The 24679-nt window shown below is 47.5% G+C and carries 18 protein-coding genes; 3 read left to right on the top strand and 15 right to left on the bottom strand.

Going from position 1 to position 24679, the window contains the following annotated elements:
• Positions 1 to 62: 62 nt before the first annotated feature.
• Positions 63 to 995, bottom strand: a complete 933-nt coding sequence (locus Ami103574_RS03675; RefSeq protein WP_163065336.1) for a DUF5685 family protein — start codon at positions 993 to 995, stop codon at positions 63 to 65.
• A 220-nt stretch (positions 996 to 1215) separates the two neighbouring features.
• Here Ami103574_RS03675 and Ami103574_RS03670 point away from each other — a divergent pair, with 220 nt between their 5' ends.
• Positions 1216 to 2349, top strand: a complete 1134-nt coding sequence (locus Ami103574_RS03670; protein ID WP_163065335.1) for a M20 metallopeptidase family protein — start codon at positions 1216 to 1218, stop codon at positions 2347 to 2349.
• A 224-nt stretch (positions 2350 to 2573) separates the two neighbouring features.
• On the top strand, positions 2574 to 3098 hold the full coding sequence (locus tag Ami103574_RS03665) for a transcription repressor NadR (protein ID WP_163065334.1): 525 nt from the start codon (positions 2574 to 2576) through the stop codon (positions 3096 to 3098).
• Between the two features lie 126 nt (positions 3099 to 3224).
• Here Ami103574_RS03665 and Ami103574_RS03660 read toward each other — a convergent pair whose 3' ends face one another.
• The 12 genes from Ami103574_RS03660 to Ami103574_RS03605 form a co-directional block, all read right to left on the bottom strand.
• Positions 3225 to 4889, bottom strand: a complete 1665-nt coding sequence (locus tag Ami103574_RS03660; protein ID WP_163065333.1) for an MBL fold metallo-hydrolase RNA specificity domain-containing protein — start codon at positions 4887 to 4889, stop codon at positions 3225 to 3227.
• Between the two features lie 51 nt (positions 4890 to 4940).
• Entirely contained in the window at positions 4941 to 6335 is a 1395-nt protein-coding gene (gltA, locus tag Ami103574_RS03655) for an NADPH-dependent glutamate synthase (protein ID WP_163065332.1), read from the bottom strand.
• Complete coding sequence (locus tag Ami103574_RS03650; protein WP_163065331.1) at positions 6328 to 7176, bottom strand: sulfide/dihydroorotate dehydrogenase-like FAD/NAD-binding protein; 849 nt, start codon at positions 7174 to 7176, stop codon at positions 6328 to 6330. The genes gltA and Ami103574_RS03650 overlap by 8 nt, the downstream gene beginning before the upstream one ends.
• 1 nt (position 7177) lies before the next feature.
• Positions 7178 to 10720: a pyruvate:ferredoxin (flavodoxin) oxidoreductase gene (gene nifJ, locus Ami103574_RS03645; RefSeq protein ID WP_207710521.1), complete on the bottom strand. Its 3543-nt coding sequence runs from the start codon at positions 10718 to 10720 to the stop codon at positions 7178 to 7180.
• Positions 10721 to 10738: 18 nt separating this feature from the next.
• Complete coding sequence (locus Ami103574_RS03640) at positions 10739 to 12043, bottom strand: 4Fe-4S binding protein (protein ID WP_163065330.1); 1305 nt, start codon at positions 12041 to 12043, stop codon at positions 10739 to 10741.
• Positions 12044 to 12388: 345 nt separating this feature from the next.
• Complete coding sequence (locus Ami103574_RS03635) at positions 12389 to 14509, bottom strand: PTS sugar transporter subunit IIC/EAL domain-containing protein (protein WP_163065329.1); 2121 nt, start codon at positions 14507 to 14509, stop codon at positions 12389 to 12391.
• A gap of 81 nt (positions 14510 to 14590) precedes the next feature.
• A complete protein-coding gene (locus Ami103574_RS03630) occupies positions 14591 to 15760 on the bottom strand; it encodes a M20 family metallopeptidase (RefSeq protein WP_163065328.1) in 1170 nt (389 codons plus the stop codon).
• Positions 15761 to 15898: 138 nt separating this feature from the next.
• Entirely contained in the window at positions 15899 to 17311 is a 1413-nt protein-coding gene (locus tag Ami103574_RS03625; RefSeq protein WP_163065327.1) for a YfcC family protein, read from the bottom strand.
• 169 nt (positions 17312 to 17480) lie between these two features.
• Positions 17481 to 18848 (bottom strand): amidohydrolase family protein, encoded by a 1368-nt coding sequence (locus tag Ami103574_RS03620; RefSeq protein WP_163065326.1) that lies wholly within the window; start codon positions 18846 to 18848, stop codon positions 17481 to 17483.
• A 284-nt stretch (positions 18849 to 19132) separates the two neighbouring features.
• Positions 19133 to 19903 (bottom strand): IclR family transcriptional regulator, encoded by a 771-nt coding sequence (locus tag Ami103574_RS03615; RefSeq protein ID WP_163065325.1) that lies wholly within the window; start codon positions 19901 to 19903, stop codon positions 19133 to 19135.
• Positions 19904 to 19949: 46 nt separating this feature from the next.
• Complete coding sequence (locus tag Ami103574_RS03610; RefSeq protein WP_163065324.1) at positions 19950 to 20663, bottom strand: lysophospholipid acyltransferase family protein; 714 nt, start codon at positions 20661 to 20663, stop codon at positions 19950 to 19952.
• A 9-nt stretch (positions 20664 to 20672) separates the two neighbouring features.
• Positions 20673 to 21908, bottom strand: a complete 1236-nt coding sequence (locus Ami103574_RS03605) for a pyridoxal phosphate-dependent aminotransferase (RefSeq protein WP_207710520.1) — start codon at positions 21906 to 21908, stop codon at positions 20673 to 20675.
• Positions 21909 to 22002: 94 nt separating this feature from the next.
• Here Ami103574_RS03605 and Ami103574_RS03600 point away from each other — a divergent pair, with 94 nt between their 5' ends.
• Positions 22003 to 22674: a M23 family metallopeptidase gene (locus Ami103574_RS03600; protein ID WP_163065323.1), complete on the top strand. Its 672-nt coding sequence runs from the start codon at positions 22003 to 22005 to the stop codon at positions 22672 to 22674.
• A gap of 78 nt (positions 22675 to 22752) precedes the next feature.
• Here Ami103574_RS03600 and trmB read toward each other — a convergent pair whose 3' ends face one another.
• Together trmB and Ami103574_RS03590 are read right to left on the bottom strand one after the other, a co-directional pair.
• A complete protein-coding gene (trmB, locus tag Ami103574_RS03595) occupies positions 22753 to 23391 on the bottom strand; it encodes a tRNA (guanosine(46)-N7)-methyltransferase TrmB (RefSeq protein WP_163065322.1) in 639 nt (212 codons plus the stop codon).
• A 93-nt stretch (positions 23392 to 23484) separates the two neighbouring features.
• Complete coding sequence (locus Ami103574_RS03590; protein WP_163065321.1) at positions 23485 to 24552, bottom strand: L,D-transpeptidase; 1068 nt, start codon at positions 24550 to 24552, stop codon at positions 23485 to 23487.
• Between the last annotated feature and the right edge of the window lie 127 nt (positions 24553 to 24679).

The following is a 24679-nucleotide window of genomic DNA, read 5'->3' as shown; positions in this document are numbered from 1 at the left end:
TTCTATTTCTTCAATTTTATAGTTTTCCCTAAAAGTCTGTTTTTATCTAAAGACCGAATCCGCTATTGCTCCTCATGGACTGAAGGGGAATCTGGCTCTGATGGTTTTTCACCGGCTAACACTTGCTCTGTGCGCCTGCGCAGCCCCAGATAAGCAATGTTCTCCAATATCCCTCTGTTTTTCTTTATATCCAGCAAATCCAGTCCATTGCTGAGCTCTGCCAGGTAATGTATCAAATTGAACTCTACTTCATCCCGAATCCGCTCTCTAAAACTAGAGATAGATTCCTTATCCGAATCATAATCAAAGCGGTATAAGAGTGGGTTGTAGGTTTTCTTGGCAATATTTTCATCGATGTCCTCATAAGCGTCCATCAAGTAGATCCATTTGCCCAGATGATACCCTATGTGTCCCAGCAATTTCTGGCGCTTTTCCAAATTAGCCACATCCACTGTGCCTCCCGTCTCCAAAGCTCCCTGTTGAAAAATAGCCTTCATAATCTGAGCAAAGGGTTCCTCTACTCGGTCAAGCTCTGGGCAGTTGGCTTTTTCCAGCTGAGCCAGCGCCTGGAGGTTGGTTTCTGTTAATTGGCACAAGCCCTCTTTCTCTTTTCGTATCCGACGGATAGTAGGTTCCAGACCCAAAGCAGCGGCCCGAGCTTTGTAGCTGTTATCATCCAGATAGTCGTCCATAAGCTTATAATAAGCTAGAATCAGCATCACATCTCCCCCATAGCGGATAGCGTGATTTTCTTCTGTTACTGGTTTCTTCTGAACCGGATGAACCAGACAATGCTCTCGTTTGAGACTTTCCGATTCTGGCTCCAAGGCTGCTAGCAGCAACGCCAGAAAAGCAAAATCATAGCTCAGCACCAGTCTAGGCAGCTGACCATATCGACGGCCTACGCTTTTGCATATGCCGCAATAGTAGGAGCGGTAAATCTCGTATTCCCGTATCTTCAATTCACCTTTGTGGGGAACTACATAGCCCAGCATAAAAACGCTCCTTTTCCTCATCTATTTCCCAAACATGGGCACTATATATACTACCATAATACCACACCTTTGTGATGCTTTTATGTTGCATTCTTATTACAATTATACTCCAGCCCATCATTTGACAGAAGAAGTAAAACGGTATATCATAGTTGGAGTTTTATGTAACTTTTAAGCTAATATTTGAAGCCTTGAGGCTTCCTATAGACAGGAGACAACCATGACCACCCCATTCAACGATCAGGAAATGCTGACTACCCTGATTCGACACCACCGTACCCTTCATCAGATCCCCGAGATTGGTGACCAGCTCTTTGAGACCCAGGAATACATTATGAGCATCATCGGCCACATGGACTGCGAGTTCACCACGGTGGTCAATACCGGAATTTGTGCATTCTTTGACAAAGGAAGAGAAGAGACGGTTGCCTACCGGAGCGACATGGACGGCCTCACCATGCCCGAGGTTAACACCCATCGTTTTGTTTCCCAACACCCCGGTAAAATGCACGGCTGCGGACACGATGCCCATATGTCTATGTTGTTAGGCTTTGCCGAATATGTACACCGCACACCAGATCTGCCCTACAATGTGCTGCTAATTTTTCAGCCTGCCGAAGAAACTACCGGCGGAGCCAGGCCTATCACGCAATCAGGTATCTTTGAAAAATATCAGGTAATTCGCACCTTTGGCCTTCACCTGTGGCCGAATCTACCAAAAGGCCAGATAGCTACCAAAGGCGGCCCAATGATGCCTAAATCCTCCGAAATTAGTATCGAAATAAAGGGTAAAAGCACCCATGCCGCCACTGCTCACAAGGGAATTGATGCCCTTTACCTTGCCACCCAGTACATCGCTGACATCTACCGGATGCAAGCAGAGGAGATTCCTGCCGATCAGCGGACCTTGTTAAAAATCTGCCGATTAAACAGTGGGACTGCCCGCAATGTGATCGCCGGACGCGCCTCTTTGTTGGGTACCATGCGGGCTTTCAAGCTAGAAACATTCGACTTTATGGAAATGCGTTTAAAGGCTATCGCCGGGGAATACGAAGAGCGGTATGGTTGTAAAATCAGCGTTCATTGCTCTGACGGATACCTCCCGGTGGTGAATGACAAGGAGCTGTACCAATTGATTAAGCCTCAGCTGAACGACCTCAGCTATTATCAGGAGCTGCCGGAAGCAGTAATGATTTCTGAGGATTTCTCTTACTATGGTACCAAAGCCCCCTCCGTCTTTGCCCTGTTGGGAACCGGAGCTAAAATCCCGCTGCACAGCAATAATTTTGACTTCGATGAAGAAATTCTACTATCAGGCTATAACTATTTTAAACTGCTGTCTCATATCAGTTAAAAGCGCCCCCTTGGATGCCAAAAGGCTTGTCCTCCCATGGAGCATCCCAGCAGTTGCACGTTGCTTTCGGGAGCACTCACGGAGACCTTCTACCCGCATCCAGGAGCATGTTTTGAGCCACTTGCCCATTGACCCGGCTCTTCTCAGATGATATGATGGCCGTAGGGAAACACTTCCAATGCCACATGGAACTAAATTAAATTCATACAAGGAGTATCACAACCATGAACACAGCTCAGCGAAGAGAATCCATCCTTTCTCATTTAAAGTCTCATTCCACCCCTGTCAGCGCTGCCCGGCTAGCAGGTTTGTTGGGCGTCAGCCGCCAGATTATCGTCAGCGATGTGGCCCTGCTTCGAGCGGGAGGAGCCGATATTTCTGCCACGCCTAGGGGCTATGTGCTGACGGGAGATGGGGAGCCTGTCAGCGGTCATCCTTTTGAAGGAATTTTGGCTTGCAAGCATACCGACGAGCAGCTCCAGGAAGAGCTGTACACCATCGTGGATTTTGGGGGAGAAGTATTGGATGTAACCATTGAGCATGCTCTTTATGGCCAGCTTTCCGGTCCTCTTCAGTTGACTTCCCGCTACGAGGTAGACTTGTTTCTGGAGAAATCTCAACTCCAAGGCGACTTGCCCCTGAGCAGCTTGACGGAAGGAGTTCATCTCCATCGAGTAGGATGCCGGGATGAAGCCACCTTTTTACGGATCAAGAAGGCTCTAGAGGAAAAGCATCTGTTGCTTCACTAAATTTCCCGGCGCACGCCGGGTTTTTCCTTTTATGCAAAAATAACGTCAACTACTTTTGAGCAGTTGACGTCATCTAAAGATTGTTATTGTTTTCTTACCCTTTAGGGTTTCTCTTTTCTTGGCTCATTAGTTCAACTCTTCTACCCGCTCCTGCTGGGTAACAGCAGAACCCAGATTCAGAGACATTTTCTCCAATTCCAGCACCATGTTATTGATCTCTGCCACCCGTTGAACAGACATTTCGTCGTCTACGGCCAGTTGAGTGTGGTAGAGAATCGTTTCCAGATTGTCGTGAATGTCGGCAATCCTTTTTTTGATGTTCATGATACTCTCTTGGCTAACCGCCTCCTGAAGTGCCTGTTCCATGTTGACAATTTGATTATTCTCCAGGATGAACTCTGATACCCCATCCACGGCCACTGCATCGTATCCCAGCTCCTTTTTGATAGAAGCGGCAAAATCGTGCTTGGCCTCTGTCTCCCCATGAACCAAAAATATCTGCTTTGGCTTTTCTCGAAAGCCAGCCAGCCAGGACATAAGCCCGTTTCGGTCTGCGTGACCGGAGAACCCTTCCAGATTGTGAATCTCTGCATTAACGTGAACAGCTTCCCCGAACAACGTCACTTCTTTGACTCCATCTACCAGCATCCGCCCCAGGGTCCCTTCTGCCTGATAGCCCACAAAGACAATGCTGGATTTTGGATTCCACAAGTTATGCTTTAAATGATGCCGGATTCGTCCTGCTTCACACATGCCGCTGGCAGAAATAATGACTTTCGGTTGTTTATCCAGATTGAGAAACATCGATTCCTCTGTACTCCTGGTAAACTTTAAATTTTTAAAGTCTAACGGGTTGTCGCCGTTAAGGATATACGCCTTGGTCTCCTCATCAAAGACCTGGGCATTTCGCCGAAAAACCTCTGTAGCCGTGGTAGCCATGGGACTATCCACGTAAACCATCAGATCTTCCAACTGCTTCTTATACTGAGAATTATCTTGATAAACTCGGTTAAACTGATAAATCAGCTCCTGAGTCCGGCCCACCGCAAAAGAAGGAATCACTACCGTACCTCCCCGCTGAATGGTCTTTAGTACCACCTGAATCAGCTGGTCGATGCTGGCTGAATTCTGTGGATGAAGCCGATTTCCATAGGTGCTTTCCATGATTACATAATCAGCCTTTTTAATAATAGTCGGATTTCTCAAGATTGGTCGGCCTGCGACCCCTAAGTCTCCGGAATAAACCAGCTTCGATACGCTGTTATTCTCCTCTACCCACAACTCCACGATAGCCGAGCCTAAAATATGACCGGCATCATTAAAAACGATCTTCATCTCTTCATTTAATTCCACCAGTTGGTCATAGAGCACTGGCTTTAAATATTTAAGGGCATCTAAAGCGTCGTTATACGTATATAAAGGTTCCACCAGGGGCTTGCCGGCCCGCTCAGCTTTACGGTTTTTCCATTCCGCTTCCTTCTCGTGAATATACCCGCTGTCCTTGAGCATAACATCTACCAGGTCTGCTGTAGCATCTGTACAGTAGATGTCTCCCTTAAACCCCCTCTTCACCAACAGGGGAATCCGTCCACAGTGGTCAACGTGGGCGTGGCTCAAAATCAAGTAATCGATTTCTGCCGGATTAAAAGGGAAGGGTTCAAAATTCATGGCTTCCATGGCCTTGCCCCCCTGAAACTGTCCGCAATCCAATAGGATTTTATGTTTCTCTGTGGTAATGAGATGGCAGGACCCTGTTACGCCAGATGCTGCTCCGCAAAATTGAATCTTCATTTTCTGGAACCTCCTAGTATCGCTTATTATCAGAATGTATTGACGATTCAATTATACCCTTTTTTCCAGATAGCGGTCAATACTGTCTGCCGCATTTTTACCAGCACCCATGGCCAAAATCACCGTAGCGGCTCCGGTGACAGCATCACCCCCGGCAAAAACCCCTGGACAGCTAGTGGCTCCTGTCTCTTCTTCTGCGCCAATGCCTCCTCTGCTGTTGGCCGACAGGTTCTCCGTAGTCTCTAAAATCAGCTTATTCAGTCTCGTACCGATAGCCATAATCACCGCATCCACCTCTAGGACAAAGTTGGAATCCTTTTTTTCTACCGGTCTGCGCCTGCCAGAGGCATCCGGTTCCCCTAACTCCATTTCCACACATTCCAGTCCGCAGACGTAACCCTTTTCTGTGCCTCGGATAGCCACCGGGTTGGTCAACAGTTGAAAATGAATGCCTTCCTCGATAGCATGGTGGATTTCCTCCTGACGGGCAGGGATTTCTTCCATGGAACGACGATAGACGATATGGACCTCCTCCGCGCCCATACGCTTCGCACAGCGGGCTGCATCCATGGCCACATTGCCTCCGCCGATAACAGCCACCTTTCTGGATATCTGAATCGGTGTGTCGTACTCCGGCTTGTAGGCTTTCATCAGGTTAATTCGGGTCAGATACTCGTTGGCCGAATAAACACCCAGCAAATTCTCACCAGGAATGTTCATAAACTGTGGCAGCCCAGCACCCGTCCCCACAAACACCGCCTCAAATCCATCTTCAAAGAGCTCATCCACCGTCATAGACATGCCCACAACCGCGTTGTTGATAAAGCAAACGCCCCGGTCCTTCAACGCAGAAACCTCAGAAGACACAATATCCTTTGGCAGGCGAAATTCCGGTATACCGTAAGCTAACACACCTCCTTCCTTGTGGAGACTCTCATAGACTGTCACCCCATAACCTTTGGCAATCAAGTCTCCGGCACAGGCCAGCCCCGCCGGTCCGGAACCGACCACTGCTACCTTGCGGCCATTGCTGTCTGCTTGGGCCGCAGCCTCCCCGCTTCCATGCTCCCGATGCCAGTCTGCGGCGAACCGCTCCAACCGGCCGATAGCCACCGGCTCCCCCTTGAGACCCTGAACGCACCGGCCCTCACACTGATTTTCCTGGGGGCAGACCCGGCCACAGATGGCTGGCAGGGAGCTGGTGGTGCTGATTACTTGATAGGCCTCTTCAAATTCCCCTGCCGCAATCCTGGCGATAAATTCCGGGATGCGTACCCGTACCGGACATCCGCCCGTACACGGCTTTTTCCGGCATTGCAGGCAGCGCATGGCTTCATTTATAGCCATATCCGCCGTATAACCGGTGGAGACCTCTTTAAAATTCTTATTGCGGACCATTGGGTCCTGCTCCGGCATGGGATTCTTTTCTTTTACCAGGTTAATCATGGCAGCGGACACCTCCTGTCAAACGGCAAACATGAACCATATCTTCTTGCTCCTGCTCCTTATAAAATGAATTCCGCTGAATCAGCTCATCCCAGTTGACCAGCTGGCCGTCAAATTCCGGCCCATCCACGCAGGCAAATTTATTTTCTCCGCCGATGACGACTCGGCAGCCACCGCACATACCGGTCCCGTCCACCATATAAGCCGTCAAAGATACCACGGTCTTGATGCCGTACTTGGCGGTGAGCTGACAGACAAATTTCATCATCACAGGGGGGCCTACAGCCACCACTTCATCATACTTCTCCCCAGATTCAATAAGAGCTTTCAGCTTGTCGGTGGTAAACCCTTTTTCCCCATAAGAACCGTCGTCGGTGGTGATATATAGGTTGCTGGTTCCTGCCCGGAATTCCTCTTCCAGGATGACCACATCCTTGGTCTGAAATCCGGCAATCATATCTACCTGGATTCCCGTATCGTACATCCCCTTGGCAATAGGGTAAGCCAGAGCGTTGCCGGTGCCGCCGCCTACTACGGCTACCCGTTTCAGTCCTTCCATCTCTGTAGGCCGTCCCAAAGGACCTACCACATCTAGAAGAGCATCTCCCACTTCAAACTGATCTAATAGTAAAGTAGTCTTGCCCACCGCCTGATAGATAATATCAATAGTCCCTTTCTCTGAATCATGCCCAGCCATGGTCAGGGGAATCCGCTCTCCGTATTCATCCGTACGCAGAATAATAAACTGGCCTGGTCTGGCCTTCCTTGCCACCAGCGGTGCTTTGATTACCAGCCAAGTAATCGTCGAATTTAAACGGCGTTTGCTTATAATCTCATACATATCAGTAGCTCCCTCCTTCTTGCGGCTCCAAACTTTTCTGCTGGCGTATCAAGTCCTTATATCGCTGGTCGGCGATATCCTCTGCTTCGTCGAACAGGCTGCTAGCCCGTTCTGGGAACTTTAAAGCCAGAGAATTGTAGCGGACTTCACCCATGAGGAAGTCTTTGTAGCTTTCTGTAGGAACCGGGCTATCCACGGACAGTGGGTTTTTCCTGGCAGCTACTAGGGCCGGATTATATCGAAGCAGGTTCCAATACCCAGAGCGAACAGCCTTTTTCATCTCCAGCATGGCATTGTTCATACCTGCCTTGACTCCGTGGTTAATGCAAGGGGCGTAGGCAATAATCAGCGACGGTCCATCATAGTTTTCCGCCTCCCGAATGGCTTTCAAGGTCTGGTCCGGGTTAGCTCCCATGGCCACCTGAGCTACATATACGTACCCATAGGACATCGCCATCTGAGCTAAGTTCTTCTTGCGAATGGCCTTTCCGTTGGCAGCGAATTGAGCGATAGCGCCTACTGGTGTAGCTTTAGATGCTTGCCCGCCGGTATTGGAATACACCTCCGTATCGAAGACAAAGATGTTTACGTTTTCCCCAGAAGCGATTACGTGATCCAGGCCGCCGTAGCCTATATCATAAGCCCAGCCGTCTCCACCAAACATCCAGATAGATGGCTTTGGCAGCATGTCGCTGTTATCAAGGACGTATTTAGCCTCTGTCCGGTCTGGCTGACTCTGACACAGTTTTAGCAGGACGTCTCCAGCTTCCTGGGCCGTCTTTGCCTCCTCCATTCCTTGAATCCAGTGCCAAGCCGCCTCTTTAAACTCTGGCTCCTCTGCCAGACGAGTTACAGCAGATTTCATGGCCTGACGACGGGCTTTCATGGAGATAGCAATGCCCAGGCCAAACTCTGCGTTATCTTCAAATAAGGAGTTGCCCCAGGCCGGTCCTCTGCCTTGACGGTTAACCGTATATGGTGTACTAGGAGCGCTGCACCCCCAGATGGAAGAACAACCGGTTGCATTAGCAATAAACATCCGCTCTCCATATAGTTGGGTAATCAGCTTCGCATAAGGGGATTCTCCGCAGCCCGGACAGGCTCCTGAGAACTCCAAAAGAGGTTTCTTAAATTGGGTTCCTTTGACCGTATCCTCTTTAAAGAGATTTGTCTTTTCCTCTGCCTGTTTAGACACACAATCAAATACCTGCTGAGCTTCTCCCATGCCTTCCTCTGCTGGAATCATTTCCAGGGCCTTTATACGAGCCGGACAGACGCTAGCACAGGAGCCGCAGCCAGTGCAGTCCTGGGCAGATATAGCTATCGAAAACAGCTTCTCTTCCCCGCCTTTCAGCTTGATATGTTTAGCTCCGGCTATTTCTGCCTCTTCCTCTGTCAGAACAAAGGGACGGATGACACCGTGTGGGCAGGAGTAAGAGCACCAATTGCACTGCATGCAGTTTTCCGGCAGCCAATTTGGAATCTCTACCGCAATCCCCCGCTTTTCAAAAGCGGCAGTCCCCGCTGGAATAAAACCAGAGGCCGTCTCTACAAAGGCAGACACCGGCAGGGAGTCTCCTTTCATGGCGTTGGTAGGAATCAGGATGTCCCGTATGTAGGCAGTATGAGCGGAATCACGACCCTGTACCTGGATTTCATCCTCTTTATCCACGGCCTGTAGCCAAGATTCTGGGATTTCTACCCGATGAATGTTTTTCACGCCCGCGTCCACAGCCTGAAGATTCATATTGACAATTTTATCTCCCTTTGCCCCATAAGTCTTCTTGATGGCTTCTTTCATATACGTTACTGCATCTTCAATAGGGATAATGTTTGCCAGTTTGAAGAAGGCCGCCTGAAGAACGGTATTAATTCGTCTAGCTCCCAAGCCAATACCCATAGCCAACTCCACGGCATCACAGGTATAGAACTGGACCTTGTTCTTTGCCATATACCGTTTAGCCCCTCCAGGAAGATGTTCTTCCAGCTCTTGATCACTCCAGGCACAGTTTAGCAGGAAGAAGCCTCCCGGTTTGACGTCCTGAACGATGTCGTATTTTTTCATGTAAGATGGATTGTGGCAGGCCACAAAATCTGCTTGTTTTACGTAATAGGTGGATTTAATCTGATGGTCTCCGAACCGCAAATGGCTGATAGTCAGTCCCCCGGATTTCTTGGAGTCATACTGGAAGTAGGCCTGTACCTTCTTATCTGTGTAATCACCGATAATCTTGATGCTGTTCTTATTGGCACCTACGGTACCGTCAGCTCCCAGTCCCCAAAACTTGCAGGATACGGTGCCTTCTGCCGTCGTATCGGGATTGCCGGAAACGGGTAAAGATAAATGGGTCACATCATCTTCTATAGAAATGGTGAACTGTTTTTTCGGCTCAGCGGACCACAAGTTTTCGTATACGGCAATCAGGTCTCCCGGCTGGGTGTCTTTGGATCCCAACCCATACCGACCGCCTACCAGCAAGGCTTTTTCAAAGACTGTATCCCGCAGACCTGCCGCCACATCTAAGTAAAGAGGCTCGCCAATGGCTCCCGGCTCCTTTGTTCGGTCCAGCACAGCTATGCTCTTGACGGTCTCCGGCAGCACTTGGCGCAGATGTGAAGGCGAAAACGGGCGATACAAGCGTACTTTTACCAAGCCCACCTTTTTGCCTCGGCGATTCAGGTAATCCACCACCTCTTCAATGGCGTCGCAGACGGATCCCATAGCTACGATAACCTCCGTTGCATCCGGTGCCCCATAGTAATTGAACGGCTTGTAATCGGTAGCTAGTGTTTCATTGATCTGATTCATATAAGCTTCCACAATGCCCACCGTATCTTCATACCGCTTATTGCTGGCTTCCCGGTGCTGGAAAAAGGTTTCCGGCTGCTCAGCGGAGCCTTGGCTGTGGGGATGTAATGGATGATTGGCTCTGCGCCGGAATTCAGCTACAGCCTGCCAGTCCACCATAGAACTCAGCTGGTCGTAATCCCACACCTCAATCTTCTGCTGTTCATGACTGGTTCGAAACCCATCAAAAAAGTGCAGCATAGGGACTTTGCCGGCGATGGCCGACAGGTGCGCTACTGCAGCTAAGTCCATGACTTCCTGAGGATTGGCCGCTGCCAACATGGCAAAGCCAGTAGAACGGCAACTCATTACGTCGGAATGGTCGCCAAAAATGGATAATGCATGGGACGCCAGCGCTCTGGCTGCCACGTGAAGCACCGCAGGCGTCTCCTCACCTGCCAACTTATACATATTGGGAATCATCAGCAACAACCCCTGAGAGGCCGTAAACGTACTGGTATAGGCCCCTGCCATAAGGGAACCGTGGACAGCTCCTGCCGCCCCGGCTTCTGACTGCATCTCCAGGACCTTGACCTCTTCGCCAAAGATATTTTTGCGGCCTCCTGCAGCCCATTCGTCTATATTTTCTGCCATAACCGACGAAGGCGTAATCGGATAAATGGCCGCAACTTCTGAAAAGGCGTAAGCCACATGAGCTGCTGCCGTGTTTCCGTCCATGGTTTTTAACATTCTCATATCATCACATCCTTTCCCTTATATACCCATGGCCCGCCGCTGCAAGTAGGTCTCTTCCGGCACCTCCAGCTCTACCAACGCCGTTCTAGAGCATAGATAGGAGCAGATCTTGCAATTCTCGCATAGCTGGCTATCTACCACCGCCCGCTTGTTTTCCATGGTGATAGCTCCGTTTGGACAATTAGCTGCGCAGTCGCCACAGCCAATACAGCCGCTTCCACAGACCTGAAGCTTTTCCTCCCAGTCCCATGTAGAAGCACAGGCCACCTGCTTACTGCCTCCGTAAGGAACTTCTACTATTAATTTGCTTGGACAGACTGCCACACAATCTAAGCAACCCACACACTTCTCCGGGTCCACCTGTGCTGTTCCATCCACCACCGCGATGGCATCATATCGGCAGACCTCCACACATTCCCCTAATCCGATGCAGCCTACCTGACACAATCCCATCGCCCGACTTCTAATCTTTTCTGCATTAGTGCAGGTCTCTACGCCCAAAGCCTTGAACTTTGCCTGAGCCTTCTTCCCACCCCGGCAGCGCACAAAAGCCACTGTCTCTTTCAGCTTTCGTAAGTCGTGAAGCTCATCTACGATAATCTTCTTGCGGCACTTAACCGTACAAGCCACACAACCCACACACTTGTCATAGTCGATAACTGCACAATTATTAACCATAGAAATAGCATCCTGAGGACAGACCTCCTGACAATCGCCGCAGCCGATGCAACCGCTGCCGCAGAGCTTTCTGGTGGTTTCCTCATCGTTTTCCGAAGCACAAGGAATGAAGTTGGTGGCTTCCCTGGGAACCAGAAGGATAACTTGCTGAGGACACAAATCTATACAAGCGCCACAGCCATTGCATTTTTCTCGATCAATTTTCACCTGGCCATCTTCCACACTCATCGCATCAAAAGTACATCGCTCTACACAGGAGCCCAAGCCAATACAGCCATAACTGCATTCGCTGTTTAGAAAGCCCTTTTCTCTAGCCTGTTGACAGCTGTCTTCACCGGACAACCGCTTTTTTCCAGCCGCATCACCGCTACAGCGAATGTAAGCTATCCGTTCCACCACAGGCATAGACTCTGTCCCCACAATGCCGGCAATAGCGTCCACCGCTTCTTGAGAACAAGCTGGGCAAAGTGCCACGGCAGCCCCCTGTGCGATGGATTCCGCACATTCCTGACAGCTTTTCAGTCCGCAGCCCCCATGTCCACCACAATTACTCCCCGGCAAAAGAGCCAGGATTGCGCTAATCCACTTCTGGACCGATTGGTTGGCTGACCCAGAAATACGATTCATTTCCCGAATGTTATCCATGTCCTTTCCTCCTACAATAGATTCCCTGTGCAACTCTCCTACATTTATATTTTTATTTTGAATACTGTATACATAATAATGTGCACAATATCGCTGATTTTTTACACCTCTAGGATACCATAGCTTTACCAAAAATCAACTGAACTTTTTTCGTCAAAAGATTTTCCTTTTAATGGTTATAATGAAAAATACACAAGTTTTAACCTGTGTATTTGCAAAAAAAATAGGGAGTACACTCCCTGTTTTCTTTAATTTGCTATTAAATTGACTGCTATTGGAACTGATTTGCTGTATACAAAAATACAGGTTTTCATCAAGCTTTTAATATCCTCTAAGCCTCCAAACTTATTTCATCGGAGCCTTGTTTAGATAATCTTTTAATTCCCCTACTGGGATAGCCGGACTATACAAATAGCCCTGATACTTAAAGCAACCCAAACGTTCCAGCTCCTGCTGCTTCTCTCGGTCCTCCACATACTCCGCCAACACAGATATTTCTAAGGCCTTAGCTAAATAGACAATAGAGGCCACAATATCCCTGCTCCGGCTGTTAGTATCAATTTGCTGCACTAGACTTCCGTCCAGCTTCACCAAGTCAAAAAGATTATTTTGTAAATACTTCACCGAGGTAGAGCCCATGGAGAAGTCATCTATGGCTAGAAGATAACCCAATCTGTGAATCTCTGCTAAGATATTTTGCAGACTTTCATTGATTCGAATCGTATCTTGTTCAGTAATTTCAATGCAAATGCGGTTTTTTTGAATGCCATGTTCTTTGGTAAATTGTCGCAGGAAAAGAATAAAAGACTGCTTCTGTACGGTCTGGGCGGAAATGTTGATGCTGACCGTACAAGATGGCACCCGCTGAAGCAGCAGGTCTTTTAGGTCTCGAGCTACCGTCTGAAAAATGCATTGTTCCAGCTCCTCCAGCAGCTGATTTTCCTCTGCCAGCTTAATGGCAAGAGGTGGGTAGATCATGCCAAACAACGGATGCTTCCACCGAAGCAGTGCTTCCACGCCAATGCATACCCCTTTATGATCATGCTGGGGCTGGTAATACATACAGATATCATCCTTGCGGATAGTGGATTTTAAGCTAGATGATAGATACCGAGCCAGAGTCCCCCTCGCGTCAGCTAATTCAGTCAACGTCACCGGCAGATTATCGTCCTGACTTTTCTTTAGCAAGCTAGTCAATATCTCTAAATTTCTACGGCTATCGGCCAGCATCGCTTTGTCGTAGGCACGAACAAAAGGACGATAGATCAGCGTGCCTAAAAAAATGCTCAGCAACTGAATCACACTGCCTTTTAGAGAACCAGTGGCCAAGTAGCCGCCTAACAAGATGGGGGTTGTCCATTCCACCTGGACGGAAGCCACAGGCAGCCAGCCGCTGCTCATGGCGGCATAGGCTAGAAGAAAAGAAACCAGCGGAGTCGCGAGAAAAGGCACCAGCATCAGTGGATTGAAGACTACTGGAAGCCCGAACAGCATTAATTCATTCATATTAAAAATCATCGGAAAAGCTGCAATTTTAGCCAGATTCTTATTTCTTTTTCGATTGGCAAACAAGAAGATGGCTAACAACAGGCAGATACTGGAACCACAACCACCCATAAAGACGAACACATCGAAAAAAGTCTTGGAATAGATTTCGGTAGGCACCTGGCCCAACAGAACCTGCTGAATATTTTCTTGAATGGCAGGCTTAAACAAAGCCGTACTGACTGTTTCCAGGGCATCGCTGCCATGAATACCGAAAAACCACAATAAAGTAGTCATAAAAACAAAGAGAAAAGCACTGGCAAAAGATCTGCCCATGTGAAAGAAGAGCCTGTTAACCCCACTAGTTATGAGGATGTGAAAGCTATCCACCTGAACCAGATGGACTAGCAGCAGATGAAAAAAAGCAAAACAAGTCACTACAGCCAATAGCGGAAAAATGGAGGTGATGGTGTCGTTGAAGGTTATATCCGCCCCTTCCGCCACAAACCGAAGCCTAGCATGTATTTTTTTCTTAAAGAATATGTATAGATAAGTGCCCCCCACTGCTGTGAAGATAGCTGTGAACATACCGTTAACCCCAAGGCAATCCAGCAACAGTCCCGGCTGATCTAACCCAGCTCCGCTCATGAGAACAAAGCACACCAAGCAGGTCAACATAACCCCTGCAGCAGTATCTTTCATATCCTTCATGCGGCTTAAACAGCAGCTAATGGACAGAACCATGTACAGGGAAAGTAGACCAAAGGTAGCCTGATAAATGCTGTCAAAAAACTCAAGTAAAGCACCAGAGCCAGCATTCCGTATAAACCGTTGATAGGAATCCATGGGCAGCGAGGTCAGTAAGAGGGAAAAAGAACCAGCAAGCAATACCGGAATCAGCAGAATCAGGCCGCTGCGGATACCTTGAAAAACCTCTGCTTCTCCTATCTTTAGGCAAATTTTTCTACAAATATCCTTCATATTCAAATACCTCTTCCATAATTATAGCGAATAATCACGAAAAAAGGAACCAAATTCTTACTGAATTGGGTTCCTTTTCGGTTATTTCTCGAAATCCGCCTTCATGGCTGCAAGCTTTTCCGAATCTGTAAAGATTTTTAATGCCTGTAAAATCAAAATTTTAGCTCCAATATGGATACCTTTATGCGCTCGAGGGCTCTTAACCATATCTGCAAAAGCTCGGGTATGAATGGCTACCTCCGGATCAGCAATCTGCAAAATCGGATGGAAGGTCGGACAAACCATGCTCACATTTCCTGCATCGGAAGAACCAAAGATTTTTTCCGTGTCTCCAATCTCTAATCCCAGCTCCTCATAAGTCTCTGCCAGTACAGCATCCCCCGTGGCATTCGCTTTCAGATTATCATAAGCCTCAGCCGTGGCTTCTTTATCAAAGGTTGTCTGCGTAGCAATAGCTGCTCCCTTCGCACAATCATCAATCTTCTGTGCTAATTCATTGAGATAAGCCCGATTCATAGAACGGATGTAGATTTCCAGGGAGGAAGTCTCCGGTACAATGTTAGGCGCCAGGCCTCCGTCCCGAACTACGGCGTGCATCCGCACATCGGGCTTTACATGCTGCCGCAGCATATCCACAGCGTGTAGCATGAGCTGAACGCCATTGAGGGCGTTCTTACCATCCCATGGTGCCGCTGAGGCATGAGCTGGCTTCCCGTGGAAGGTATACATATACGAGTCTAGTGCTTGCAGCTTAGGTGCCAGTAAGTTTTCGCCATATAAATGCACCATCATAGCCATGTCGTAGCCATCAAAGACGCCCCCCTTGACCATGGTGCACTTGGCCCCGTCGGTCTCTTCAATGGGTGTCCCAATGATGTGAATGTCTGCATCCAGCTGGTCTTGAAGATCTTTTAAGCTCAGTCCGGTCAATAGGCTGATAGCAGCACTGGTACAATGTCCGCAAGCGTGTCCAATCCCTGGTAAAGCATCATATTCGGTTAAGATAGCGATTTTGCGGCTGTGACCGCTCTTTCCGTAGACAGCTTTAAAAGCTGTTTCGTATCCGGCAAAGGGGTATTCTACCTGATAGCCCTGTTCCCTCAGTAAATCTACCAGCTTTTGGGAAGATTGAAACTCCTGCCCGGAAATCTCCGGATTGTCAGCCAGAAAATCATTTAATTCTCTGCACAAACTTTCATAGTTTTCTACATTTACATAAGCTTGTTTCTTCAAACTCTCATATAAACTCATATTGCACCGCTTCCTTTCTTTTTTGTCCCGTGAGGTTTTTGCAGACAGAACATTGCAGGCCCAGAGCTTTCTGCCCTGGACCTGCACTCTGCCTATTCATTTATTTTGTATTGATCTCCATTCTAGGCTTGCTGTGCCTTAGAACGGTCCGTAGCCTGCCATATTGGCCAGAACTACTACTACTATAGAAATCACATATTCAGCCAGGACGAAGGGCCAGATTTTCTTAGCCCACTGTCCCCAAGACAGACCGGCTACAGCCAGAGCGGCCATAAAATACCCGGAAGTCGGCAAAATCGTGTTTCCGATACCGTCTGCCAATGTAAAGATCAAGCAAGCAGTCTGTCTGGTTACGCCTAGCAGGTCTGCCAGCGGCACCATGATTGGCATAGTCAACATCGCCTGGCCGCTGCCGGAAGGTACCAGCAGATGGATTAAAGCCTGAACGACGAACATACCGGCCGCGCACACAGCGGAGGAGGTCTGTTCCAAAATGGTTGCAGCACCGTTTAGGATGGTGTCAATGATGTTTCCGTTGGTAAGAACAACTACAATACCTCTAGCAAAACCACAGATTAGCGCTCCGGACAGAATGCCCTGCGCACCTTCCATGAATTTATCAATATATTCGTGAGAAGACATCTTACCAATGATGGCAAAGATGATAGATACGATAATAAATACACCAGAATACTCGCCCATATAGAAGCCATACTTCAAAACGCCCACGACCAGACAGGCAATGGCACCTACGAAAGCCAATAGAATCAACTTGTGACGAGTGGTAAAGTGCGGTTTGTCAATGATGGCCACGCCCTCATATCTCCGGTCACCCCAGATGCCCTTGGACGGGTCTTTGGCAACCTGATTAGCGTGGTGATAAACAAAACCGACACAAGCCATGTAAAACACAACGAAAAGGGCTAGTCTTAAATGCAGACCAGAGAATAACGGCAGCTCCGCAATCCCTTGAGCCAAACCGATGGTAAAGGGATTCATAACTGCTGACGTAAACCCAATGGACATACCCATAAGCACGATAGCGCAGCCTGTAAAGGCGTCAAAGCCTAATGCCAGCGCAAACGGAATAATAATCGGTATATACATCAGACTTTCTTCAGCCATACCGATAAAGGCACCACCTAAGGCGAACAGGAGCATCAGAATAGCAATAAAGGCCAGTCTTTGTTTCGCCAGCTTTTCTGCCGTGGTGGACAACAGTCCGTTTAGAGCACCTGTGGCGTTCATCACGTTAATCATACCACCGATAATGATAACGTAGAAGACGATAGGTGCCGCTTCTACCAAGCCTTCATGAATCGCTGTAAATAAGTGAAAGGCATCAACCGGAGTCCGGTCTATAATGTGATAAGTACCCTCTATAACCACATTTCTGCCATCTACCTCGTGCCGCTCATATTGGCCAGCCGGAAGGATATACGATAAAATGGCCATGGCGATAAGTACGCCAAATAATAAAACAAATGTATTAATTCCTTTTTTCTTTTCTTTTTTAGAGTCTAAATTCTCTGCGGATTGTTGGTTTCCCATAATGTTGTTCCTTTCTTCTATGTGGAATATATCTATGTCAGACTGGAGCCTGTACATTGGGATGCTCCTGTCTTGGCCTTCTTTTCCTCGCTAACGGGAATGTCACTGTTTTTTACCTCCCATCCTGCAAATTGATAGCGAAAATCAGAAGTTTGCATATTCTAAGTGCTTAATCTTCTGCTCTATTGTATGAGATGAACCGACCGGACTTGCCGTTTTTTAGTTGAGCATGCTCTACAGCAATCTGACCATTTACAATAACATAATCGATACCCTCCGGTGCTAGATCCAGTTGGGAAAAGTCTGCCTTGTCCAAGATGGTATCTGGATCAAATATCGTTAAATCCGCATCACAGCCTAAGAAAATCTGGCCTTTTCCGTGAAGGTCCAGCCGCTTGGCTGGCTCCAAAGTAATCTTCCGTAAGGCATCTAGAAGCGATAGGACCTTTTCTTGCCGAACGTATTTCCCCAGAAGGCGTGGGAAGGTCCCTGCCGCCCGAGGATGACCTTTTCCGTGACTGATGATGCCATCGCTGGCAATCATCCCCGTGGGATTGGCAATAGCCTCAGCGATTTCTTCTTCATTCATGACAAAGGCTACGACCAGCATCTGGGGCTGCTCCTTGCGAACCTTTTCAAAGATTTCTTTATCACAATATTGATTTTGGTATTCTCCGTCTGTAATCAATACACAGTCATAGGACTTGCCCCAAGTCTCAAAGCAGCCCTCGTCAAAGACCGCCGAGCCAATCTCTGTGGAGAAAGCACAATAAGGGTAGGTATCAAAATTTAGCTTAGGGTTTCGTTCTATCTCTCGGTTTATCAACGCCAAGGCTTCCGTCATCTGTCCGGTAGCGGAGCAACTGCTCAAATGAGAAATCTGAAACTTCATCTGAGAACGTTCTGCAATGTCCACCATCTCTTGTATCGCAGCAATAGCCTCGGTGGCATCAGAGCGATAATGAGCGGAGACAAACAGGTTCTTGTCCTCAAAGTGACTCAACAGGTGCATGATTTCTTCTTCGTCCATACCTGGATCATATTCAATGCCAAAAGAGAAACCATAGGCCCCTTCTGCCAGTTGCGCCTTCATCTGTTCTAACAGTTTTTCCTGCTGCTCCCCAGTTGCCTTTGCATATGTATTCACACCTAACTTTTTCCGATAGGCGTTATATCCTGCCAGCATCAAGTAATTTACTGGAGCGCCTCCTAGCCGCTGGATGGTATCTTTAAAGAGGGCCAGATCTTGATACTGCACGCCGCAGTTTCCTCCCAGACAAGTGGTAACCCCCATCTTGACCATCATCTCTGCAATCACAAATTGATCCCCTTCTTCCTGAAAGTTCTCTTCATGCATGTGAATATCCAGAAAACCCGGTGAGACGATACGATTCTCCGCAGAAATTTCCTGCTGGGCAGGCTCTGTAATAGAACCAATCTGCACAACTTTTCCATCCCGGATGCCCAAGTCTGCCTGTACAAACTTGTTTTCTCTATAGTCGGGATATTTCCCTCCCCGAATTAATAAATCCAACATTTTACTACCAACCTTTACCGCCCACTAGTTGTCTGTGGCTGCACTTTTATATTTTTGCCTCAAACTTAATCAAGTCCATATTGTGGACTTGATTTTGTAATATGGACCATAGTGAAATTTTTTATAAGTATAGCACTATTCTTTGTTTGGGTCAACAAATTTCCGAAAATTTAGATAGGTATTTTTATTTGCCATCACTTATTTTTATAACCACCATAGTTTCCATTCTTGAATAAAAAAAATACCGCTCGGATGCAGCTGCTCCTTGCAGTATTTCAAGCGCACTATACCAGAATGCCTTTCAGCTCCTGTGCTCCCTTAAAAATTTCCTTTACGTAGTCTTCCTTATCCCGATAAAACTTGGCCGACTTAATAGCTCCTAAGGCGATGCAGCCCGCCAGACTGCCATCCTGTTTGAACACTGGAACGCCCAGACCGACCGTTCCATCCAAGTATTCATCCTCGCTCTGACCGTAACCCCTTTCCCGAATCCGTCGGTACTCCTCGCGTAGTTCCTGGTGATCCATGATAGCACCGTGAGAAACCTGTTTCAGCTCCAGGTGAGGAACAATTTGATCAAGCTCCGATTCCGTATGAGAAAAGGTCATAAGTACTTTGCCATAGCAACCGCTGTTGATGGGATAAGTTGCTCCGGCTATGTAACGGATTCGAGAATCCTGCATCTGAGACTCGTAGAGACTAACCACTTCCGTCCCCTCCAGAATGGCATAGCCCACCTGTTCACCGGTAGCGGTAGCAATAGCTTCAATAACCCGACGAATTTCCAGGTAAATATCCATATTGTTCGCATACACCATGCCAATCTGGTAAACCTTGTATCCGATGGAATATTTCCCATCGTAGGTACGTCCTACATAGCGTTCCTCTTCTAGGGTATTGAGAATCCGGTGTACCGTAGGCTTAGTAAACCCCAATTTAGCACTGAGTTCCTTGGCTGAATAGCTATATGGTTTTTCCGTCAGGGTATTCAGCACCATCAGCGTTTTTTCTATGGCTCCCGCTTTTCGGGCGGTGTCCTCTTCGTTTTTATCCATGTCTTATTCCTTTTCTTCTGCATGGCAGAGGGAATTTTACTGTTTCTTAGCGACCGTTACAAGCCATGATTTGTTCCCGGATGTGAGCCCCTAGGTGTTTCGACTCCTCCTTGGTTAAATCAGCCGTTTCCACAGGGGGCAGGATGGTAATTTTCACCTTAGTCGGACGAATCCAAATTCCCTTGTTGGCCTCCATGGCCCGGTAAGACCCGTCGATGGCTACTGGCACGACAGCCGCTCCAGTTCGCAGGGCAATTTTATAAGCCCCCTCCTTGAACTCTCCAGCCTCATCCTTCCTGCTTCTGGTTCCTTCCGGAAAAATAATCACAGACTTACCTTCTTTAATAAGTGCTTCTGCTTCTGCAAAAACCTTTAAAGATTGTCGAGCGTTTGTCCTATCCAGAAATAGACAGTCGAATAGCCGCATCCAGCTGGATAGAAACGGAATCTTAGCCAGACTGTCCTTGGCAACCAGCGGATGGGTCTGATCCAAGCTGGTGAGCATCAGCGGAATGTCAAAATTGCCTTGATGATTGCTCGTAAACAGCACTGCCCGGTCCCGAGGAATGTTCTCCAGCCCGCTAACCTCTGCGGACACACCTGCCACCATCAACAACCGCTTGGCCCAGTTTTGCACGATTCGGTCAACACCAGAAATGTACTCCAACCCTGCGGCCTTACGCTTTTCATAATATTTCTGCCAAGGATAGAGCCCTAGCAAGTAGAACCAGAAATATATAAACCATATAATCGTTCTCATATACCGCTCCTAACCCAGCGCTTCCACGATTTTAGCCGGCAACAGCCTGCACTGATTCTCGTTGATGGAAGCAATAGATACGCGTAGCCCCTTTGCCAAAGGTACTGCAAAAATCCCTTCTTTTTGCAGATTTTTACAGACAGCATCTGGATCCTTACAAGGAATAGAGGCAAAAAATCCGGCATCAAAAGGCACCATCTTTAGACCAGCCTTAGCTGCTTCCTCTTCAAAAGCCTTGCCTCGTTTCACAAGCAGCTCTCGATAAAAGTCCCGTTCCTCATCGACCTTTGACAGTAATGCTGGATCTTCATAAATTTTAGCTAAAACCACCATCGCCGCTCTGTTACAGTTAGACCAGGATGCCCGGGAAGAAAATTGGCAGACTCGCAGAAACTCCTCAGCAATTGATTTCACCGGGGTCATGCAGATCATCGCTCCACACCGCATACCGTATAAGGTAAAGGTCTTCGATGTGCTGTAGGAAATGATAGGCAGGATATTGGCTGGCAAGTTCTCCAGCTTAGGCAAAAACGCCCGATACTCATTCGAATCTCCAGCAAAGTCAATATAGGCTACGTCCACCAACAGGGCAATCTTCTTGTCCCCTTTCGCTTCTGCCTGGAGAACAGATAGTACATCGTCCCAATCCTCCAGTGTTAAGGAATAGCCGGTAGGATTGTGGGCTGGTGTGTTAATAATCAAAACCAGACTCTCCTGCTTGTCCAACAGGCTGCGGACTTGCTTCTGTAAAGAGCCAATGTTGAAATGGCCTTGATCATCGAAGAGTTCGAAAGTGACCGACCCCCTGCCTAGTTCTCCAGCAATGGAGCTGTAGTTAGCCCAGTACCAGTCTGATGTCAGAATCTGGTCACCTACTTGAGAATAATTAGAAATTGTATTGCGGATAGCACCAGTCCCGCCCGGTGTAGCCACCGCTTCTGTAAAACACTTAGGTTCATATTTACCAAAAGCAGCTTTTTTAATGCTGTCTTTGAATTCTGCTGTTCCGCCGATAGGCGCATAGGCTGCGTAATCTGCTGGAGCTAAATTTTTCAGCACGTCTACCACGGAAGAAAGCACTACGAGCTCTCCCTGATCGTCCAGCAGGGCTCCGATGGTGGCATTAATCACTGATTCTTTTCCTTTTTCGGCAATCATCTCGTTGGCCAACCGACTGATTCCAAAAATTTTATCTTCTAACGGAATACTTCTTCCGTTTTTCTGCGCCATTATAAATTCACTCATAGAGCCACCTCACTTATATAAAATCACAAAATATTATACTACAAAGTATGAAAAACTGCAAGTCGGCAATACTACAATAAAGGAGGTGTAAATTATGCGACATCATATAAAAGAGAAAAAGCCAATGGATAAAGCAGCTATCGCCCTGGTCCTCTGTTTCAGCGTGGTTGCCCTTGCTTCAGTTTTTACAGTAAAATCTAGTTTAGACAAAATCAATCTGTCTGGAGACAGTCTGTCCGTACCGGAAAACAGCAATTCAGCAGAGCGAAGTGTAACAAAACGCGTACCCACGGTAGACAGCAAAGATCATCCGCAAAGTGAAGGACAGTCTCAAGGAGAAACGCCTGCCCCCAGTGCTTCTGAGTGGACCGCTCCTGTAGATGGTCCTGTCACCTTACAGTATTCCACAGAAATGCCCGTTTATTCAAAGACCCTGAACCAGTACATGGTCCACTCCGGCGTGGATATACAGGGAACCTTAGATGGTCGAGTGCAGGCTGCGGCGGCTGGCACGGTGGTAGATACCTACCGAGATGACCGACTGGGGTGGTCCGTGAAAATTAATCACGGAAATGGTTTCATCACTACCTATTCGAACTTATCCGATAAAATCTTGGTGGAATCTGGCGATGTAGTCAAACAAGGCGACATCATCGGAGGCATCGGCGACACCAGCCTGTTCGAATCAGCTGACGGCTCTCATTTACATTTTGAAATGGAAAAGGACGGCAGCCAAGTAAATCCCGCTGACTATATAAGCTTTTAAATGAGTACAAAAAGTAAAAAGTGATAAACCGCCCGGCGTTATCACTTTTTTCTTGTTAAAAAATAAACTTGTATATGACTACACGACAAACTTTACATAGTTGATGCATTTGTTCTGTCGGCTGAACTTATCCTCATATTCTGTAGTCACCTGTCTGGCTGAAAATGCTGAATTATGCAGGTCCCTGGTATATTCCACAATCTCATAGCCTTGTGCCTTAATCTCATCAATAGAAAACTCAAATAGCTCATTATTGTCCGTTTTGAATTCAACCGTGCCACTATCTTTAATGACGGTCTGATAGCCTGTCAAAAATCGCTCGTGAGTCAGCCGCCGCTTTACGTGCCGGTCCTTTGGCCAAGGATCGCTGAAATTCAAATAAATACCGTCCAGCTCGTTCTCTGCGAAATAGTCGTTAACGTCCTGAATGTAGCCCCGAACAAATTTCAAGTTGGGCAATTGAGTCTCTGCTGCTTTTTCTAAAGCCCGCAGTAACACAGTATCATGGCCTTCTACTGCAATAAAGTTTCTCTCTGGATGGCGAACTGCCTGTTTGATTACAAACTGACCCTTTCCACAACCCAACTCCATATACAGTGGCTGCTCGTTACCAAACAGGCTCTTCCAAGAGCCCTTCTTTTCCTTTGCCTCTGCCACCACATAGGCGGAACAGACAGCTAACCGTTCTTCCAGATTCTTTACTTTTCGTTGTCTCATCTTCTTTATCCTCTTCTGGAATTCAGCTCGAATCCCTATCTTAATAATAGCAATCTGTTTTGCTTCCCCACAAAACAGAAGCGTAGGAGACTGTTACTCGATTACAATGACGATAGTGCTTCCATGCTCATACCAATCATATATAAACTTAGCGTGAGAAGTATAATTCCGCACGCATTTATGAGATAAAGGCACGGTGCCAATGCTGCTGGAAAACTCGTGAATGCCAGGGTCCAGCCTTCCCCCATCCGCTGTATAAGTATAAGCACTGGATACGCCGTGAGTATAGGCTCCTGCCGTAAAACGCACTGCGTAAGGCGCATAACCTTCGATTTGATCTGTGCCGTCTTTTAAGTAATAGAATTTAGGCTTCTTCTCAATGGCGAAATAGTAGCCTAGTGGGGTAAGTTGATGGTACCGGCCTTCTTTTCCAGTCGTGGCCTTACTGTAAGAAGTAATATTCCAGCTTTCTCCTTCTTTTTCAAAGGTAGCGATATTCTGGTTTTTTCGGTCTACGATAATGACCTTTTTCAGAGAGATCAGCCCGTCCTCCTGTGGAATATACCGATTAGGCACAGAAAACTCCGCATCAGTGCCAACCAGTCCCACCAAAGTGAAATCCTGATCCTCTTCTAATACTTGAACTAGCGTGCCATCAGCCAAATAAATGAACTCTTCCGGCTGACGAATATCTGGGTAAGCCGGGGCTGATGCCCCTCGGCTGCCTCCTTGAGGATCCACATCACGACCCTTATACTGGGGGGCTTGACCGTTTCGATTCTTATAATTATCAATATACGTCATGCGGTAGCTGCCCATAGCCTTTTCCACGGTGTCAATCCGCTGGCGCATAAGGTTAAACTGAAAGTACCGCTTTTCTCCGTTTACAATATAAGTGTACGGCCTTTCCACCAGATATTTATCATATTTCAAGTTAAATCCATAAGAGAGTGCCTTACTCTCCTCTTGCCCTGCCTCCTCTGATGAAACGAGAGCAGCTTCTTCTGTTTCCTGGTCAGAAGTGACCACAGCGTCTCCGGTAGCAGGTGTCCCGCTTTCCTTATCCAGCCGCGCCTTTTCCACATCCGGCCCTAGAATGAGCAGAAAGACAAAAACCACTGCCAGACACAGAGCTGTCAATAAAAGATTAAAATGTTTCACCTAATCAATCCCTTATACAAATCACAAACGAAAATCGGTTTTCGCTGTGATTCCTTCCATACGATTTGCTCTGTGCAACTTCCTTATCTCTTAGGAAGCCACATACTTGCATGAGGGGCAGCTCCAT

Source organism: Aminipila butyrica (genome assembly GCF_010669305.1).
GTDB lineage: Bacteria > Bacillota > Clostridia > Peptostreptococcales > Anaerovoracaceae > Aminipila > Aminipila butyrica.
Note: the sequence above shows the minus strand (reverse complement) of the source record. Positions and strands in the feature narration are given on the sequence as shown.